The organism is Rhodococcus baikonurensis, assembly GCF_040489275.1.
Taxonomy (GTDB): Bacteria; Actinomycetota; Actinomycetes; order Mycobacteriales; family Mycobacteriaceae; genus Rhodococcus_F; species Rhodococcus_F baikonurensis.
In genome coordinates this window covers 351,068-367,892 of sequence record NZ_JBEUOQ010000004.1, presented here as the reverse complement: position 1 = coordinate 367,892, position 16,825 = coordinate 351,068, and the positions used below count along the sequence as shown (strand labels likewise).

At 62.8% G+C, this 16,825-nt stretch carries 18 protein-coding genes; 5 read left to right on the top strand and 13 right to left on the bottom strand.

Features of this window, described 5'->3' with window-relative positions; genetic code table 11:
• Window positions 1-47: 47 nt before the first annotated feature.
• Together ABWI03_RS12500 and ABWI03_RS12495 are read left to right on the top strand one after the other, a co-directional pair.
• Entirely contained in the window at window positions 48-551 is a 504-nt protein-coding gene (locus ABWI03_RS12500) for an SRPBCC family protein (RefSeq protein WP_095970957.1), read from the top strand.
• Window positions 552-583: 32 nt separating this feature from the next.
• Complete coding sequence (locus ABWI03_RS12495; protein ID WP_298779114.1) at window positions 584-1,834, top strand: NADH:flavin oxidoreductase/NADH oxidase family protein; 1,251 nt, start codon at window positions 584-586, stop codon at window positions 1,832-1,834.
• Here ABWI03_RS12495 and ABWI03_RS12490 read toward each other — a convergent pair whose 3' ends face one another.
• Both ABWI03_RS12490 and ald read right to left on the bottom strand, forming a co-directional pair.
• A complete protein-coding gene (locus ABWI03_RS12490; RefSeq protein WP_095970959.1) occupies window positions 1,835-2,710 on the bottom strand; it encodes an aldo/keto reductase in 876 nt (291 codons plus the stop codon).
• A 53-nt stretch (window positions 2,711-2,763) separates the two neighbouring features.
• Window positions 2,764-3,864 (bottom strand): alanine dehydrogenase, encoded by a 1,101-nt coding sequence (ald, locus tag ABWI03_RS12485; RefSeq protein WP_019746935.1) that lies wholly within the window; start codon window positions 3,862-3,864, stop codon window positions 2,764-2,766.
• A 109-nt stretch (window positions 3,865-3,973) separates the two neighbouring features.
• On the opposite strand from ald, the gene ABWI03_RS12480 reads away from it, so the two are divergent.
• Window positions 3,974-4,495, top strand: coding sequence for an Lrp/AsnC family transcriptional regulator (locus ABWI03_RS12480; protein WP_019746936.1), 522 nt, complete (start codon window positions 3,974-3,976; stop codon window positions 4,493-4,495).
• 7 nt (window positions 4,496-4,502) lie between these two features.
• On the opposite strand, the gene ABWI03_RS12475 is transcribed toward ABWI03_RS12480, so the two are convergent.
• Genes ABWI03_RS12475 through ABWI03_RS12465 form a run of 3 tightly spaced genes read right to left on the bottom strand, consistent with a single transcriptional unit; the run spans window position 4,503 to window position 6,909 of the window.
• Window positions 4,503-5,567 carry a maleylacetate reductase gene (locus tag ABWI03_RS12475; protein WP_298779118.1) on the bottom strand — a complete coding sequence of 355 codons (1,065 nt, stop codon included), beginning with the start codon at window positions 5,565-5,567 and terminating at the stop codon, window positions 4,503-4,505.
• 1 nt (window position 5,568) lies between these two features.
• Window positions 5,569-6,357 (bottom strand): pirin family protein, encoded by a 789-nt coding sequence (locus tag ABWI03_RS12470; RefSeq protein ID WP_166810705.1) that lies wholly within the window; start codon window positions 6,355-6,357, stop codon window positions 5,569-5,571.
• A gap of 36 nt (window positions 6,358-6,393) precedes the next feature.
• Entirely contained in the window at window positions 6,394-6,909 is a 516-nt protein-coding gene (locus ABWI03_RS12465) for a VOC family protein (protein WP_298779719.1), read from the bottom strand.
• Window positions 6,910-7,056: 147 nt separating this feature from the next.
• Between ABWI03_RS12465 and ABWI03_RS12460 the strand changes: the two genes are divergently transcribed.
• Together ABWI03_RS12460 and ABWI03_RS12455 are read left to right on the top strand one after the other, a co-directional pair.
• Window positions 7,057-7,527 (top strand): MarR family winged helix-turn-helix transcriptional regulator, encoded by a 471-nt coding sequence (locus ABWI03_RS12460; protein WP_298779121.1) that lies wholly within the window; start codon window positions 7,057-7,059, stop codon window positions 7,525-7,527.
• Between the two features lie 62 nt (window positions 7,528-7,589).
• A complete protein-coding gene (locus ABWI03_RS12455) occupies window positions 7,590-8,408 on the top strand; it encodes an HAD family hydrolase (protein ID WP_124568856.1) in 819 nt (272 codons plus the stop codon).
• Window position 8,409: 1 nt separating this feature from the next.
• Here ABWI03_RS12455 and ABWI03_RS12450 read toward each other — a convergent pair whose 3' ends face one another.
• From ABWI03_RS12450 to ABWI03_RS12415, 8 genes are all read right to left on the bottom strand, one after another.
• A complete protein-coding gene (locus tag ABWI03_RS12450) occupies window positions 8,410-9,297 on the bottom strand; it encodes an alpha/beta fold hydrolase (RefSeq protein ID WP_003945464.1) in 888 nt (295 codons plus the stop codon).
• 225 nt (window positions 9,298-9,522) lie between these two features.
• The gene (locus ABWI03_RS12445) at window positions 9,523-10,188 is read right to left on the bottom strand and encodes a hypothetical protein (protein ID WP_298779125.1); all 666 of its coding nucleotides are present in this window, start codon (window positions 10,186-10,188) and stop codon (window positions 9,523-9,525) included.
• Window positions 10,189-10,309: 121 nt separating this feature from the next.
• On the bottom strand, window positions 10,310-11,074 hold the full coding sequence (locus ABWI03_RS12440) for an SDR family NAD(P)-dependent oxidoreductase (protein ID WP_298779129.1): 765 nt from the start codon (window positions 11,072-11,074) through the stop codon (window positions 10,310-10,312).
• Window positions 11,075-11,220: 146 nt separating this feature from the next.
• Window positions 11,221-12,273 (bottom strand): acyl-CoA dehydrogenase family protein, encoded by a 1,053-nt coding sequence (locus ABWI03_RS12435; RefSeq protein ID WP_298779132.1) that lies wholly within the window; start codon window positions 12,271-12,273, stop codon window positions 11,221-11,223.
• A complete protein-coding gene (locus tag ABWI03_RS12430) occupies window positions 12,270-13,235 on the bottom strand; it encodes an acyl-CoA dehydrogenase family protein (protein WP_124568853.1) in 966 nt (321 codons plus the stop codon). Before ABWI03_RS12430 ends, ABWI03_RS12435 begins: the two co-directional genes overlap by 4 nt.
• Window positions 13,232-14,392 (bottom strand): acyl-CoA dehydrogenase family protein, encoded by a 1,161-nt coding sequence (locus ABWI03_RS12425; RefSeq protein WP_298779137.1) that lies wholly within the window; start codon window positions 14,390-14,392, stop codon window positions 13,232-13,234. Before ABWI03_RS12425 ends, ABWI03_RS12430 begins: the two co-directional genes overlap by 4 nt.
• The gene (locus ABWI03_RS12420; protein WP_019746945.1) at window positions 14,392-15,264 is read right to left on the bottom strand and encodes an enoyl-CoA hydratase; all 873 of its coding nucleotides are present in this window, start codon (window positions 15,262-15,264) and stop codon (window positions 14,392-14,394) included. The genes ABWI03_RS12425 and ABWI03_RS12420 overlap by 1 nt, the downstream gene beginning before the upstream one ends.
• Window positions 15,261-16,802: a FadD3 family acyl-CoA ligase gene (locus ABWI03_RS12415; protein ID WP_298779140.1), complete on the bottom strand. Its 1,542-nt coding sequence runs from the start codon at window positions 16,800-16,802 to the stop codon at window positions 15,261-15,263. Before ABWI03_RS12415 ends, ABWI03_RS12420 begins: the two co-directional genes overlap by 4 nt.
• Window positions 16,803-16,825 lie beyond the last annotated feature (23 nt).

The following is a 16,825-nucleotide window of genomic DNA, read 5'->3' as shown; positions in this document are numbered from 1 at the left end:
CAAGTATCCGTAACTTCATGTAACGGCTAATTGGGCAGGAGTAGGCGATGACACATTGGTTCGACCTCGAACCGGTCGGTGCCGATTTTTTCGACACGGCACCGCATATCTTCACGTATTCGATCGACCTCACCGCCCAACCGGATGACGTCTGGGCTGGTCTGACCGCGGACGAACCGTTGTCGTGGTGCCGGCTGCTCACCAAAGTTCACTACACCTCGCCTCGCCCGTACGGTGTCGGCACGCGACGAATCGCGGAGGTGGGCGGCGGTGCAATGCAGATGCGCGAAAAGTTCATCACCTGGGACGACGAAACGCGTCGGCACTCGTTTTACGTCGAACAATCGAATGTGCCGCTGTTCCAATCCTTTGCCGAGGACTATCGCGTCGACGAACTCGCAGTCGGCTCGAGACTGCAGTGGACCTTTGCATTCTCACCGCGTCCGAAGCTGTCGCTCGCGGTACGCGGTGGCCTACCGGTCAACTCACTGATCTTCTCGAGCTTCGTGCGCGATACCAAGCGGCACTTCGGTTCTGCGCCCCGCCATTGACCTTCTTTTCCTATTCGTCGCGAGAGGCATCCATGACCACGCTCGGAGAATCGTTGACTTTGCCCTGCGGGCAGATCCTGCGGAATCGGACCATGAAAGCGGCGCTCAGCGAGGCCCTGGGTGACCGGGCACACGGACCGTCCACCCGCTTGGAAACGCTGTACGGGCGTTGGGGCAGTGGCGGGTTCGGGTTGCTGATCACCGGCAATGTCATGGTCGATCGAACGCAGATCGCCGAACCGGGCAACGTCGTCGTCGACGACGATCGAGATGCCGAAGCGCTGACTTCCTGGGCCAAGACTGCCAAGAACGGCGGCGCCGAGATCTGGATGCAGCTGAACCACCCAGGGCGACAATCCAACCCGATTGCCAGCAGAGGTCGACCGGTCGCCCCCAGCGCGATCGCGCTGAAAATTCCGGGCATGGCGACGCCGCGAGAACTCTCGACTGCCGAGATCGGCGAGATCATTGACAAGTTCGCGGAAACTGCTCGCATCGCCGAGTCGTCCGGATTTGGTGGCGTGCAGATACACGCAGCGCACGGTTATCTTGTTGCGCAGTTCCTTTCGCCGTTGTCCAATCAGCGGACGGACGAGTGGGGCGGAGATCCTGAGCGTCGACGACGCTTTCTCATCGAGATCGTTCGGCGCATACGCTCTACCGTTGCGCCGGGATTCGCGGTGTCGGTCAAACTCAACTCGGCTGATTTCCAGCGCGGCGGGTTCTCGGAAGACGAGTCGCGAGAAGTAGTGCGCGCGTTGACCGAAGAATCCGTCGATCTCATCGAGATCAGCGGTGGCAGTTATGAATCGCCGGCCATGATGGGTAAGGCGCAGAAGCAGAGCACTCGCGATCGAGAGGCATATTTCCTCGAGTATGCCGAGACAGTCCGAGCGATTGCCGGCGACATTCCCTTGGCGGTCACCGGCGGCTTCCGCTCGCGATCGGCGATGGTCGAGGCACTCGCTTCCGGCGCGTGCGATGTTATCGGTCTCGGCCGGCCGACGATCACGATCCCGGACGCGGCAACCGTTCTCCTGGAATCGGATCGGGAACGATTGAACGTCCCGACTGTGGAGTTCGGCGCGCGGAAGTTGTTGGGGAAGGTTGCCGACATCTCGATGCTCGACGGTGCACTCGACCTGCAGTGGCACACCGATCAATTGCACCGAATGGGCGACGGAAGCGAGCCGGATCCGGCTCGGCCGTGGTGGAAGACCCTCGGAACGATGGTGAGGCGAAACGGACTCGATGCGCTTCGCCCCACCAAACGAGCGGCTTGATCAGCTCGGCGCACCGATGTTGAGCTCATCGGGATGCGCTCCGACGCGGGTACCGTCGTCGAGCGTGTCGATTTCGCTCAGATCGAGATCGGTGAGTTCGAAGTCGAATACGTCGATGTTCTGAGCGATCCGAGCATCGTGTACAGATTTCGGGATGACGATCAGGCCGTTCTGAAGGTGCCAGCGGATCAGGACCTGCGCGGCAGTTTTGCTGTGGCGATCGCCGATTCGAGTGATGATCGGGTCGGTGAGCAGGGTGTTGGGCTTGGACGCCTTACCCCAACCTGCGTTGCTGGTACCGCCGAGTGGGCTCCACGATTCGACCTTGATCCCGTGCTCGGCGGCCTTGTCGCGAATAGCGTGCTGCGTGAGGTGCGGATGCAGTTCCACCTGATCGACGGCGGGCAACATTCCGCCGCGATCGACGAGGAGCTGCAGATGATGCGGCTCGAAGTTGCACACCCCGATTGCCTTGGCGCGGCCCGATTCCGCGATCTTTTCGAGCGCTTCCCACGTGCGGAGGAGTCGGTCGTTGTCCTGCAGCGGCCAGTGGATGAGGTAGAGATCGACGTAGTCGACGCCGAGCTTGTCGATACTGCTGTCGAAAGCCTTCAATGCCGGCTCGTAGCCCTGATCTGCATTCCACAGCTTCGTGGTGAGGAAGATGTCCTCTCGTGCGACGGACGAGTTGGCGATACCTCGTCCGACGCCCTCTTCGTTTCCGTAGGCGGCGGCAGTGTCGATGTGCCGGTAGCCGGCCTCGTCGAGTGCGAACCGCACTGCATGCTCGGTTTCGTCGTTGGTGGCCTGCCAGACTCCGAGGCCGAGTTGCGGGATCGTGGTTCCGGAATTCAGCGTGATGTCAGGATTGCTCATGGATCAAGGCTAGCGATCTCGAGCTGTCCTCGCCTGGGTCAGAGCCGCCTGGGTCAGAGAGTCGTAGCCGAGTACCCGTGCGCCGCTGCAACACTGTCGGACAGGAGTAGACCGTCGTGTGTGCTCAGTCCTGACCCCAGACCGGGAACTGTGGCGACCGCGTCCTTCCACCCCTTGTCGGCCAATGCGACGACGTACGGAAGTGTCGCGTTGGTGAGTGCGTAGGTGGACGTACGGGGTACGGCTCCGGGCATGTTCGCAACGCAGTAGAAGACCGAACCGTGTACCTGGTACGTCGGATCGGCGTGCGTGGTCGCGTGCGAATCCTCGAAGCAGCCGCCCTGATCGATGGCGATGTCGACCAGGACAGAGCCCGGCTTCATGCGCGCCACCAGGCTGTTGGACACGAGAGTGGGAGCCTTCGCCCCGGGGACCAGCACGGCGCCGATGACAAGGTCGGCGTCGAGTACTGCCTGTTCCAGTTCGAGGCTGTTGGAGGTGATGGTCTTGACCTGGCCGTGGTACAGCTCGTCGATTTCCCGCAGGCGCGCGATCGACAGATCGAGAACGGTGACGTCGGCCTGCATGCCGTAGGCCACGGCGATGGCGTTCTTACCGGAGACTCCCGCACCGATCACCACGACCTTGGCGGGGCGCACTCCGGGAACGCCGCCCATCAGAACTCCGCGTCCGCCGCCGTGACGCATCAAGTGGTAGGCGCCGGCCTGCGGTGCCAGGCGTCCGGCTACTTCGCTCATCGGGGCGAGGAGGGGCAGTGAACCGTCGGAACCGACAACGGTTTCGTAGGCGATGGAGGTGGTTTTCGACGCCAGAAGTGCGTCGGTGCATTCCTTCGACGCCGCCAGGTGAAGGTAGGTGAAGAGCACCTGATCCTTGCGGAGCCGCGAATACTCTTCTGCAATAGGTTCTTTGACCTTCAGGAGTAGATCTGCGTCCGTCCAGACCTGATCGGCAGATCCGAGGATCTGTGCGCCCGCGGCCTTGAAATCCTCGTCACTGAACGAGGAGCCGACGCCTGCGCCCGTTTCGATGACGACCTCGTGCCCTCGGCCGACCAGTTCGTGGACGCCTGCTGGGCTGATGGCCACGCGGTACTCGTGGTTTTTGATCTCGCGGGGGATTCCGACCTTCATGACACGGCTCCGAACTGAGTCTGTTGTTTCTTCGAATGGCAGGTGCCAAGCATGAAGTTTCGTCGCCAGATAGTGAAGAGAAGTGAAGATAATTCTCTAGGCTGTATCCATGGTGCGCGAAAGTTCAAAAATCGGTATTCAGACGGCCGCCTCGCCGAAGCATGTTCGGGCTGCCGTGAAGTTGGACGAGGTCGACCGGGTTCTGCTCGAAGAGCTGGCGAAAGACGCGAGGATTCCGAACAATGCGTTGGCCGCGATCGCGGGAATCGCACCGTCGACATGCCTCGGCCGTGTGCGCGCCTTGGTGGACAACGGTGTGATCAGGGGATTTCACGCGGACATCGACCCCGCCGCTCTCGGAATGGATCTGCAGGCGATGATCGCTGTTCGATTGCAGGCCAACGCACGGTCGCACCTCAACCGGCTCGGTGACGACTTCGCCAAGCTGGACTCCGTCCTCAACGTGTACTTCGTTGCCGGTGTCGACGACTACATGCTGCACGTCGCGACGACGGATTCGGCGCAGTTGCGTGACTTCGTCGTCAACAATCTCTCGGCACACCCGGCGGTTGCTGCGACCGAGACGATTCTGATCTTCGAACATGTCAGGCCTCGTGGCGGTACTGCCTGATTTGTTCTCACCCGATGGCGGGTCGACGCCCGGACCAGGCGTTATCGAGGAGTTCGTTCAGGCCTGCCGCGGTGATCTCACGCGGGTTCGGATAAGCGGCCGCGGTCGCGAGTTCGACTGCCTTTTCGATTTGATCGTGACGCATTCCCAGTTTTCGCAGAGACGTCGGTCCGCCGCACGCGGTGACGAGGTCGAAAACGCCGGTAGCGGCATCGGATACACCCAGGGCAGTCGCTATTCGCGACATCACTTCCGGGACGGCAGACGCGTTGAACGCCATTGCGTGGGGGAGGACAACGGTGTGGGTAGGGGCGTGCGGCAAACCGAAGCTGCCGCCAAGGGTGTGGCACACCTTGTGATGAATCCCCATACCGACTGTGCCCAAGCAGGTTCCGGCCAACCAGGCCGACTGCAGGAGTTCGGCCCTCTCTTCCAGATTTTTCGGATCATCGACAATGCTCGGCAGCGCACGGGCGATCCCGGAGATCACTTCGATCGCCATCGAGTCGGTGATCGGATTGGACTCGGCTGAATACAACGCTTCAACCGCGTGCGCCATCGCGTTGACGGCGCTGGTGACGGTGGTGCCGAGCGGCAGATCGAGGGTGAGGTCGACGTCGTAGATGACGGTTTCCGGTCTGATGTGGGGCGACGAGCGAGTTGTCTTGCGTCCGTTCTCCGTTTCACCCAACACCGGAGTGGCTTCTGACCCCGCATACGTCGTCGGAACGATGATCTGATCGAACCCCGCTCGTAGTGCGAGTGCCTTGGACAACCCGGTTGCCGACCCGCCGCCGATCGCGACGACGACGTCGACGTGATGGCTCTCGGCAAGTTTCAGCGCGGCTGTCGTGACTTCGATCGGAGTATGCATCACAGCGCCGTCGAAGCGGGCCACCACCATGTCGCAGAGGGATGCGGTGACGGCGGCGGCAACCGCGTTCAGTCGACGACTTGCCAGCACCATCACTCGACTACGGCCGAGCCGCCGCACTTCTTCGGCGATCGTGTCGATCGTCCCTTGACCGAAGACAATTCGAGCCGGTGAAGCGTCGTACGAGAAGGACTTCATGTCATCCTTGCGAAACGGTGGCGTGCATTTCCCAGACGATAACCTCAGCCCCGGTATCGGAGCTGACCTGCTGACCTCCGCCGCCGGATACGCGTACCGCGTCACCTTCTTCGAGCACGCCGACGCCTTCCATGGCGGCCTGACCGTCGGCGACAAAAACATGCAGGAACGGTGCATCCGGCAGGGTCACAGGTTGTCCGGGTTGCAGACGCGCAACGTGCATAGCGGCGTACTTGTTCTTGATCCGGATTGCCGAGTGATCGGCGTACGCGTCCATGCCAGACGCGACGGGAACCAGTCCACCGGCGAGCAATTCGGCGTCGATCTCCAACTGTTCGTAGCCGGGGGTGATTCCGGCTTCATCGGGGATAACCCACATCTGGATGAAGTGAACCGGGTCGCTGTGCTTGGCGGAATGCGTGCCGGCCACGTCACCGAGTCGCCACGAGTCGTTCTTCTCGGAATGCAGGATGCCAGTTCCGGCGCTCATCCGTTGGGCGAGGCCGGGGTAGATGACACCCGAATGACCCATCGAATCCTGATGCACGAGAGAGCCTCTCAGGACCCAGGTGACGATCTCCATGTCCTGGTGTGGGTGGGTGTCGAATCCCATTCCCGGCGTGACGATGTCGTCGTTGTTGACCAGGAGAAGGCCGTGGTGAGTGTTCTTCGGGTCGTAGTGATTGCTGAACGAGAAGGAGTGCTTCGAGTCCAGCCAGCCGGCATTGGACTTGAAGCGATCGCCCGATCGACGGATATCGAGGTTCGGCTGCGACAGAGTGGAGGTCATGGTGTGCCTTCCGAGTGGTGTGGGGAGAGCAAGTTTTCAGAGGATGTGACTGCCGTACATCTCGCCGAGCGGGTCGGCGATCAGCTCGAGTCGAGCGCCGTCGGGATCGCGGAAGTACAACGAAACCTCGCTGTGCTCGATCAGTTCGACGCCGGCCTCGGTCAGTTGGGTGCGCAGCTTTGCCCACTTGGCAGGTTCGACGCTGATCGCGACGTGGTGGAGGCCGCCGAGTACTTCTTGGTACGGGCCCACGTCGAGACCCGGGAAGTCGAAGAAGGCCAGGAGGTTGCCGTTACCGATGTCGAAGAAGAAGTGCGACGACCCGGGGTAGTCACGGTTCTCGATCAACTCGGTGAGTGGGAAGCCGAGGAGATCTTGATAGAACTTCACGGTTCGCTCGACGTCACTGCTGACCAGGGCAGTATGGTGCAGCCCGCGTGCCATCGATGATGGTCGTTTGTCAGCGGGGATCAGATGTCGATCTCTGATCTCGGCACGGCGTTCCTCGAACTGCGCTGCTTTGTCGAACTGCGCTGCTTTGTCGAACTGCATTGCGTTGTCGAACTGCACTGCGTTGTTGTCGCTCATGGCGCCCGCCTCCCGGTTGAACCTTCTCTTCGAACAGGTAGTTGACTGATCAACTACATTGAGAATAGATCATTTGATTTTGTTGTCAACTACTTCAGCTATGCTGGCGCCATGGAATCGACGCGGTGGTTGAGCGACTCGGAGCAAACGGCCTGGCGGGCTTACCTGGACTCGACCCGACTGCTCCAGCGTGTTCTCGATCAGCAGTTGGTGCGAGACTCCGACATTTCCTTCACTGATTTCGAACTGCTGGTCGCTCTCGCCGAAGCGCCCGGGCGGCAACTGCGCATGAGTGAGCTCGCCGACGCTGTTATGGCTACGCGAAGTGGTGTGACCAGGGCCGTCAATCGCCTGGTCGGTGCCGGGTGGGTGCGCCGGGTCGAGTGTGTCGATGACAAGAGGGGCGCTAATGCGGAGCTGACCGACTTGGGTGCCGAGAAACTGGCGTCGGCAAGCCCGGCGCACGTGGCCGCTGTACGGGAGAGCATGTTCGACCTGCTGAGCCCGCGAGATGTCGAGCGGCTGGGTGTGGTCTTCGGTGAGATGCGTCGGCACCTTCTGGGGGCCCAAGCAAGTAATTGACAGAGCAACGGCCCATGCCACGTAGTTGGTGAGGGCTGCGAACGGACTGCCATCATTGTCTGGTGACCCGTATTCGTATGTTCGCAACCGACCTCGACGGCACCCTGCTGCGCTCCGACCGAACGATTTCGGCGCGCACCGCGCAGGCCATGGAGAACGCGCGGCTCGCGGGGATCGAAGTTGTGTGGGCGACGGCCCGGGCCAGGCATTCGGTACACACGTTGGCGAGTTCGTGCGGATTTCGCGGTAAAGCTGTGTGTGCCAACGGAGCTGTCATTCTCGACCTGGCGGACGGGACTCCGGAGATCGTCGACACCATTTCGATCGAAACATCTTTGGCTGCAACGGCTATGGAGCAGGTTCGCGCTCTGATTCCGGGCGTCGTGTTCGCGAACGTCGGACCCACGCAGTTCTTTGCCGAGCCGGAGTATGCCGCTCTGTGCGAGTTCGCGGACCATCACCGGCACCTGCACGAGATGGTGCTCGCCGATACGCTGCCGCTGGACGTGGAGCCGATGGTCAAGATCGTGGCCCGGCATGCCGAGGTTCCCAGCGCCGACCTGTACCGAACTGCGGTCGCTGCGGGTATCGAGGGTGTGGAGTTGACCCACTCCGGGGCCCCGTACATGGAAATGGCAGCGGCGGGCGTCTCGAAGGCCAGCGCTCTCGCGCAGTTGTGCGCGATCGACGGCATCGACGCGTCGGAAGTGGCCGCGGCCGGTGACGCCTTCAACGACGTTGCGATGCTGACCTGGGCCGGAACGGCTCTGGCGCCCGCCAACGCCAGAGCTGAGGTCATCGAGCTCGCCGACCGAATTTTGCCCACGAACGACGAGGACGGGGTGGCGAGCTACCTCGAAGAGCTGGTTGCGGGGAGCTAGTTCAGCTGCTGACGGCCTTGGGTCCGGTGCCGATACCGACTCCGCAGTCCGTCATGAATTCGGAGAAGACGCGGTCGAAGCGATCCGGATAGTCAAGGTGCGGGAAATGCCCGGCGCGCTTGAAGATCTCCACCCGCCCCAGCGGTAGTTCGGCGCGAGCGTTCTCGGTGTGGGCGTTGGGGATGATGGTGTCTTCCTCGCCCCACACCAGTAGTGCCTGCAGGTTCTTGAAGTTGGCGAAATGCGGAGTGGCATTGACGGTTTGGCCGTTGTAGTTGATGACCGATCGCGCGGTCGCCAGAAATGCCTGACGTGTCGACGCGTCCGATACCGAAGCAAAGCTCTTACGGGCCTCACTCGCGCTGGCACCGAGCTTGAACAGGCCGATCTTGTTGAAAAGTCCGAGCGCTTTGTCCGTCACGTCGGTCAGCGTCCTGGACGCGAGAACGGGAAGTACCAGTTCGCTGCCGGGCAGAGTCGCCGCGCGCAGGAGTGGGCTCACCTCGGGGCCGAGTCCGCCGCTGGCCACCAGGCACAGCCGCTCCACCCGGTCGGGGAACAGGTACAGCGTCTGCATCGCGATCCCACCACCGAGGGAGTGACCGACGAGGGTGGCCGACGGAATATCGAGGGCTTCGAGGAGGTCACGAACGGTGGCGGCGTGAGCACTGAGTGAGTAGTCGCCGGCAGGCTTGTCCGACGCGCCGTGTCCGAAGAGATCAGGAGCGATGACGCGGTAGTGGCGCGAGAGCGTCTCGATCTGCGGCTCCCAGTTGGAGTGCGCGCCCAGTAGGCCGTGAATGAGCACCACAACGGGGCCACTGCCTTGGTCGACGTATTTGAGCTGGTCGCCGTGCAATACAACCGTCTGTAATTGGTCGGTTGCCATGATTGAACCTTTCGGAGCTGCCAGTGTCTGTGGCTGCTCGCGTGTTGTCGGACCGCACCCGCCCCGACGCGGATCCACGGGTATTTGTGACCGGGAGTAACCCCAGTTCCCTCAGTATGCCCATCGAGGGGGCCGATGTCGTGGCCATCGGGCGTGTTGTGACGAACCGTGAGCCGTCGGCTGAGGGGAGACGTACAACTCACCGCCGCGTGTCGGTGCCTTTGATCAGGCGAAATCAACCAGTTTGCCGAAGGTGAGGTTGATGTCCCACGGAGTGACGCCCCACGTCTCGATGGCTGATACCGCGAAGATTCCGGCAGCCTCGATTGTGTCCTGTGAAGCTGGTGCCGAAACCGAAACACCGGCTTGTCCGTGTGGAACCTCCGGCCAGACGCCGGTGCCCACGGGTGCGGGGGTGGCTTCCATGACTGCGTTGGCCAGTCCCGATTCGTCGACGGTCGTGAAGAGGCAGTTCGGTTCGTGGGGAGACTCCCACCCGCCGAGTTCCGCGAGCCAGAATTCGCCGCGACCGGCTGCGGAGATCGCGATGTAGGCGAGTACCGCCTCGAGATCTCCCCAGGCGCCGCCGGTCGGGGCAGTCGCGGCGGTGAGCTCGAACGGTGCGGCGAGGGCAGCGCTGTCCTGTGAGGCGAAGCGCGGCTGCACGGTGAGGGTCTGGGTCTGGGGATTCAGAAACGCAACTTCTCGGAACTTGTTGTCCGGCAAGGCGGTGCGAGCTACGAGGCCCTGTCCGAGCAGTGCGCCGAGCGCGGTGGGATCGTCGACGCTCCACAAGCGGGTCTCGTCCTCGGACCACGTGCGAATCATTCCGCCGACAACAGGACTGATCAGCACAGGCTCGAGGTTCGTACCGCCTGTTGATTCGCTCACCGCTGGCTCCCCACCGCACTCCGTACCGCCGGACCGGTTCCGCGCGACCAGATAAGTATGCCGCTTGCTGCTGTGCGCCTTTATTAACCGCCGGGGGTTAATAATGGCGCACAGCAAGTGGTCACATATGCGTGCCGCCGTCGATGCGGATTTCCGTTCCGGTGACAAACGAGCCGTCTTCGGAGGCGAGCATCGCGATCACGCCGGCGACCGCGGACGGGGGAGCGAAACCCTCGCCGATTGCCGGCGCCAGCTTGCCGAGCAGCGTGAAGTCGATGTCGGCCGGGAAGCCGGGATCGGACGTCATGCCCGAAGCGATGCTGCCGGGAGCGACGGCCACGGCGCGGAGGCCCTGCTTGCTGTACTCGAGAGCGAGTGCGTGCGTGAAGGATTGGATTCCACCCTTCGACGCTGCGTACGCCGTCATGTAGGGGTGGGCGAACGTGGCCGACGTGGAACTGAAGTTGACCACGACGCCTGCTCCGCTTTCGAGCAGTGCCGGCAGGGACTCCCTCGTCATGAGGAATGTTCCGGTGAGGTTGACCCCGATGACGGTGTTCCAGAAATCGAGCGTCATCTCGTGGGTGTGCGCGGAGCGCAGAATGCCCGCCGCGTTGATCAACACGTCGAGACCGCCCAGAGCCTTGATCGCAGCGCCGACCTGTTCGCGAACAGACTCTTCGCTGGAGATGTCGACCTTCACCGTGGTCAGGCGATCGGCATGGCCTGCGTCCTTCGCAGCGTTCAATGTCTGTTCGAGGCCGGTCTCGGAAATGTCGGCGGCGACGACGGTGCCACCTTCTGCCAGGATGCGGGCAACGGTGGCCTGGCCGATTCCGGATCCTGCGCCGCTGATGAGGACGCGCTTGTCGTCGAATCGATTCACGAGAAAACTCCGGTCTGTGAGATGGACAGCTGTCTGGTGACCGATTCTGCGTGATCGAGCCGCATAAATCTGCGGAGCATTCCACTGACTGGGCGGCATCGGTGCTTGTTCACTCGAAATCCCGAGCGAACAAGCACCGATGTGTCTTAGAGACCCGCGGCCCGAGCGAGGCTCGGCAGGTAGGTGCTCGGCTGACCGAAGAGCTGAGCACTGCCGTGTGCACGCTTGAAGTACAGCTGAGCGTCGTGCTCCCAGGTGATCGCGATTCCGCCGTGCAACTGAACCGCTTCGGAGGTGATCTGCTGCAACGCTTCCGAGCAGTACACCTTCGCTACCGCCGCGTCGTCCGCCGACTGCGTCGCCACGGCGGCGTACGTCATCGACCGCGCCGTCTCGACCAACGTGTACATGTCGGCCATCCGGTGCTTGAGGGCCTGGAAGGAACCGATCGCGCGGCCGAACTGCTTGCGCGACTTCGTGTATTCGACGGTCTGTTCGACGATCGCCGCGGCCGCTCCGACCTGCTCCGCGGACAACGCGATCAGAACGACGGTTCGGATGCGATCGACCAGATCTTCGGACCACTGCAGTGGACGACCGCGAACACCGGAGAACGTGACCTCTGCCAGCGTTCGCGTGGGATCCATGGTGGGGACGCGTCGGCGGGAGACGCCCTCGGCCGCGGGATCCACTTCGTAGAACCCGTCGGCTGTCAGAACGAGCAGGGTGTCTGCGACGTGGCCGTCGAGGACGTACGACGCCGTGCCTGTCAACGCATCCTCGGTTGCCTCGACGCCGAAGGTGCTCCAACCTGTGGCACCTGCCCAGCACAAAGCCAGCGTGCTCTCGCCGGATGCGACACCGGGCAACAGGCGCGAGCATGCGTCGTTGTCACCGGAAAGCAGCAGTGCCTGTGCGGCAAGAATCGCCGAACCCAGCATCGGTGACGGGGTCAGCGTGCGGCCCAGTTCCTCCTGGACCACGTGTACCTCCCCCAAACCTGCTCCCACGCCGTCGAACTCCTCGGGAATCGCCAGCGCGGCGACGCCGATCTGCTCGCACAGCTTGCTCCACAGGGCGGCGTCGTAGCCGATCTCTGTGGTGATGGCAGCGCGGACGGCAGCGGAGTCGGAATGCTTGCTCAGGAGATCGCGTACCGACGCACGCAGTGCTGCCTGGTCTTCGGTGTCGATGCTCATGATGCAACCAGAGCTTCGACGACGCGTGCGCGGTGCTCGGACGGTGTGCCCCACGCGGTGAGCAGTGCTCGTACCTTGGTGAGCCACAAGGAGAGATCGTGTTCCATCGTGTAGCCGATGGCGCCGTGAACCTGAAGTCCGACGCGAGCGGCCTTGTACGCAGCATCCCCGCACGCAACCTTGGCCGCCGAGATGTCACGGGAAGCGTCGGCCGACTGATCGCGAACCGACAGAGCGGCACCGTGGAGCAGGGGGCGAGCCATTTCGAGGGAGACGGCAACTTCGGCCAGGTGGTGCTTCATTGCCTGGAACTGTCCGATGACCTTGCCGAACTGCTTGCGCTGCTTCGCGTATTCGGTGGTGACCTCGAGCAGTGTCTGGCCGAGACCCTGCAACTGCGCGGCAGTGGCAAGCGCGCCCATGTCGAAGGCGGCCGAAAAGTCGGCGGAGCCCAGCGATTCGCCGGCAGAAACCTCGTAGAGCTTGCGGGAGAGATCCACCGATGCCTTGGCTTCGCCAGGGACGCCGAGTGATACGGAGCCGTCCTGCACGAGCAGAACCAGATCCACCGCATCGGCATCGAGCGCGAACGGTGTGTGTGGGGGAGCGGCGACGGTTGCCAGCGAACCCTCGGCGAGAGCAGAGAGACGTTCCGGTGCAACGGAAGCCAGGAGCGTCGGTGCCACGGCGATCGTTTCGACAACCGGTCCGGGTACTGCGTGCCGACCGAGCTGTTCGAGAGCAACGACCAGGTCGACGGCGTCGGCGCCGAGTCCGTCGTGTTCTTCGGAGATGACGAGGCCGTTGACACCGGTCTCGGCAAGGCGCTGCCAGAGCTTCTTGCCCGGCTCGGTGTCACCGTCGTTCCACGAGCGGATGACGGAGGGCATGTCGGACTTGGTCAGCAGTGCATCGATGCTTGCAGCGAAGTCCTGGTGGGAGGAGTCGAGCGCGAATCTCATCGGTCCGCCTTCGGTAGGCCGAGCAGACGCTCGGCGATGACGTTTTTCTGAATCTCGTTGGTGCCTGCGTAGATCGGGCCGGACAGGGAGAACAGGTATCCGTCCATCCAGTTGTCGGCCAGCTCGGCTTCCGGGCCCTGCAGTTCGAGAGCGGTCTCGTGGGTGGCGATATCCCACTCGGACCAGAAGACCTTGTTGATCGAGGACTCGGCGCCGAGTTGTCCACCGTCGGTGAGACGGGTGACGGTACCGAAAGTGTTGAGCTGGTAGGCGCGTGCACCGATCCAGGCGTCGGCAACCTGGTTACGCAGAGCGCTGTCGTCGGTTCGTCCGCTGGACTTGTACAGCTCGAGCAGGCGGTCGACGGTGGCGAGGAAACGGCCGGGGCTGCGCAGCGAGAGGCCGCGCTCATTGCTCGCGGTGCTCATCGCGACGCGCCAACCTTCGTTGACGTTGCCGATCACACCCGACTCGCCGGGGTTGGCCGGGTCGTCCGGAACGAAGACGTCTTCGAGGAAGATCTCGGCGAAGCCGGGCTCGCCGTCGAGCTGATCGATCGGGCGAACGGTGACGCCCTTCGATCGGAGGTCGAACATGAAATACGTGATGCCCTTGTGGCGCTGCGCATCCGGATCGGAGCGGAACAAGCCGAAGCCCCAGTCCGCGTAGCTTGCGCGTGAGCTCCACGTCTTCTGACCGTTGAGCAGCCAGCCCCCGTCGACCTTCTTCGCACTCGAACGCAGGCTGGCGAGGTCGGAACCCGATTCGGGCTCGGACCAGGCCTGGGCCCAGATGTCGTCGGCACGAGCCATGCGCGGCATGATGCGAGCCAACTGCTCGGCATTTGCATGCTCGAACAGTGTGGGAGCCAACAAGAAGATGCCGTTCTGGCTTACGCGGCCGGGCGCGCCCGAGCGGTAGTACTCCTCCTCGAAGATGACCCATTCGAGCAGGGACGCATCGCGTCCGCCGAGTTTCTTGGGCCAGGAGACGACGGCGTAGCCGGCGTCGGCGAGAGTGTGCTCCCACTGACGGTGCTCTTCGAAGCCTTCGGCGGTATCCATCGACTTCAGGGGAGTCGCGGGCACATTCGCTTCCAGGAACGAGCGGACCTCGTCACGGAATGCGGTTGTGGCGTCGTCGAATACGAGATCCACTAGTTTGTTCCTTCCTGCGGTGCGCGAGCACTGGCAGCCATGGCTTTGGCGTCGAGACCACCAAGCGAGTCTTTGCCGACCTCGGCGTTGTGAGCGTGAGCGAAGTGATGCAGACCGAAGACGGAGTCGATGCCGTTGCGCATCCCCATCTGGTCTTCGCACTGGTTGACGGCCTTCTTGGTCAAAGCCAGTCCGAAGCGCGGCATCTCGGCGATACGTCCGGCGAGCTCGAACGTCTCCTTCTCGAGATCCTTGCGGGCGACGACGCGATTGACCATGCCGATTTCGTAGGCGCGTTGCGCGGTGAAGCGATCGCCGGTGAAGAGCATTTCCTTCGCGAAACGTGAACCGACCATCCACGGGTGCGCGAAGTATTCGACGCCGGGGATGCCCATGCGGACAACGGGATCGGAGAAGAAGGCGTCGTCGGCCGCGACGATCATGTCGCAGACCCAGGCGAGCATGAGCCCACCGGCAATGCAGGCGCCTTGCACCATCGCGATGGTGGGCTTGGGGATCTCCCGCCAACGGCGGCACATGCCCAGGTAGACCTCCATCTCGCGGGCGAAACGCTGGTCACCGCCGGGCTTGTCGACGTGATCCCACCACATGGTGGCCTTGTTCTCGTACTCGACGTGATGGTCGCGTCCCGGAGTTCCCAGATCGTGTCCGGCGCTGAAGTGAGGTCCGTTGCCTGCCAGGACGATCACTTTCACGTCGTCGTCCTCGACGGCGCGCTGGAAAGCCGCGTCGAGTGCGTACGTCACGACCGAGTTCTGGGCGTTGCGGTAGTCGGGGCGATTCAACGTCACGACGGCGACCGAGTCACGAACCTCGTAGGTCACGACGTCGGCTTCGAAAGGAACGGTCATGACTGTTCCTCGCGCAGAACCGTTTTGAGGACCTTGCCTGAAGGGTTACGGGGCAGGTGATCGACGAAGCGTACTTCGCGGGGCACCTTGAAGCCGGCGATCTTCTCCTTGAGGAAGGCGATCACCGACTCTTCGGTGAGGTCGGCACCGTCGAGTTGGGCGATGTAGACGCGGCCCACCTCGCCCATCCGGTGATCGGGGATGCCGATGGCGGCAGACTCGTGGACGCCGGGCAGGCGAGCCAACATGCCCTCGATCTCGGCGGGGTAGACGTTGAATCCGCCGCTGACGTACATGTCTTTCAGACGGTCGGTGATGTCGAGATACCCACGCTCGTCGAGGGTTCCGACGTCTCCGGTGTGCAACCAGCCGTCGGCGTCGATTGCCTTGGCGGTGGATTCGGGGTCGTCGAGATACCCGAGCATGACGTTCGGTCCACGAAGCAGGATCTCACCCTGATCGCCGATCTTGACCTCGAAATCGGCTGTCGCGCGGCCGGAACTGGTGGAGACGGTGACCGGGTCGTCGTCGGTGCGGCACATGGTCGCAACCACGGCTTCGGTCAGACCGTATGCCGTGAGGACGGCGTCGAAAAGCTCTGCCTGCATGCGCTCGACGAGAGCAACCGGCACGGGTGCTGCGCCCGTGATCGCGATGCGGAGCGAGGACAGGTCGTATTCGCTGCGGCGGGGGTGATCGAGGATGGTCTGGTAGATCGTCGGGGCGCCCGGCAGGATGCTGATCTTCTCGCTGTTGACCAGCGCGAGGGTGTCGTCGATGTTGAAGACGGACACCGGCACGATCGTCGCACCGTTCAACAGGCAGACCAGGATTCCGGCCTTGTAGCCGAAGGTGTGGAAGAACGGGCTGATGATGAGGAAGTTGTCGTCGGCGGTGACCTCGGCGCATTCACCCCACGACTTCGCGACGGCGATGGATTGACGATGCGCGGTGATCGCACCCTTGCTGCGTCCCGTGGTGCCGGAGGTGAAGAGGATGTCGCTGACGTCGTCGGGCTGTACCTTCGCAGCACGCGCGTCGGCTTCGGTGCGAGCGGCGTCGGTGGCGAGCGCGAGGAAGTCCTCGAACTCGATGACGCCGTCACGGTCGTCGTTCCCGTCGATCGGTACCTGGATGACGGTGGGGATCGACAGGTCCGGGTTGGCGTCGAGCAACTGCTGGTACCGATCGGTCTTGAGGAACGTGCCGACGACCACCAGGGCAGCTGCGTCGACGCGCTCGATGATGTCGAGCGCTTCCGTGCCGGTGTATCGGGTGTTGATCGGGATGATGGCTGCTCCGGCGTACTGAGCGCCGAGCAGGGCGATCACCCAGTGGTACGTGTTGGGCGACCAGATGACGACGCGGTCGCCTGCCTTCACCCCGCGGTTGATCAGTGCGCCGGCGAAATCGCGGACGCGCTGATGTAGCTGTGCGAAGGTCAGTCGGGTGTCGCCATCGGCGATAGCCGCGCGCTCACCGAACTCCTCGGCGGCCCGGATGAGGGCTGATGGGATGGTTCTCGGTTGTTCGGTCACTGGACTCCTACCTGACACGCTAC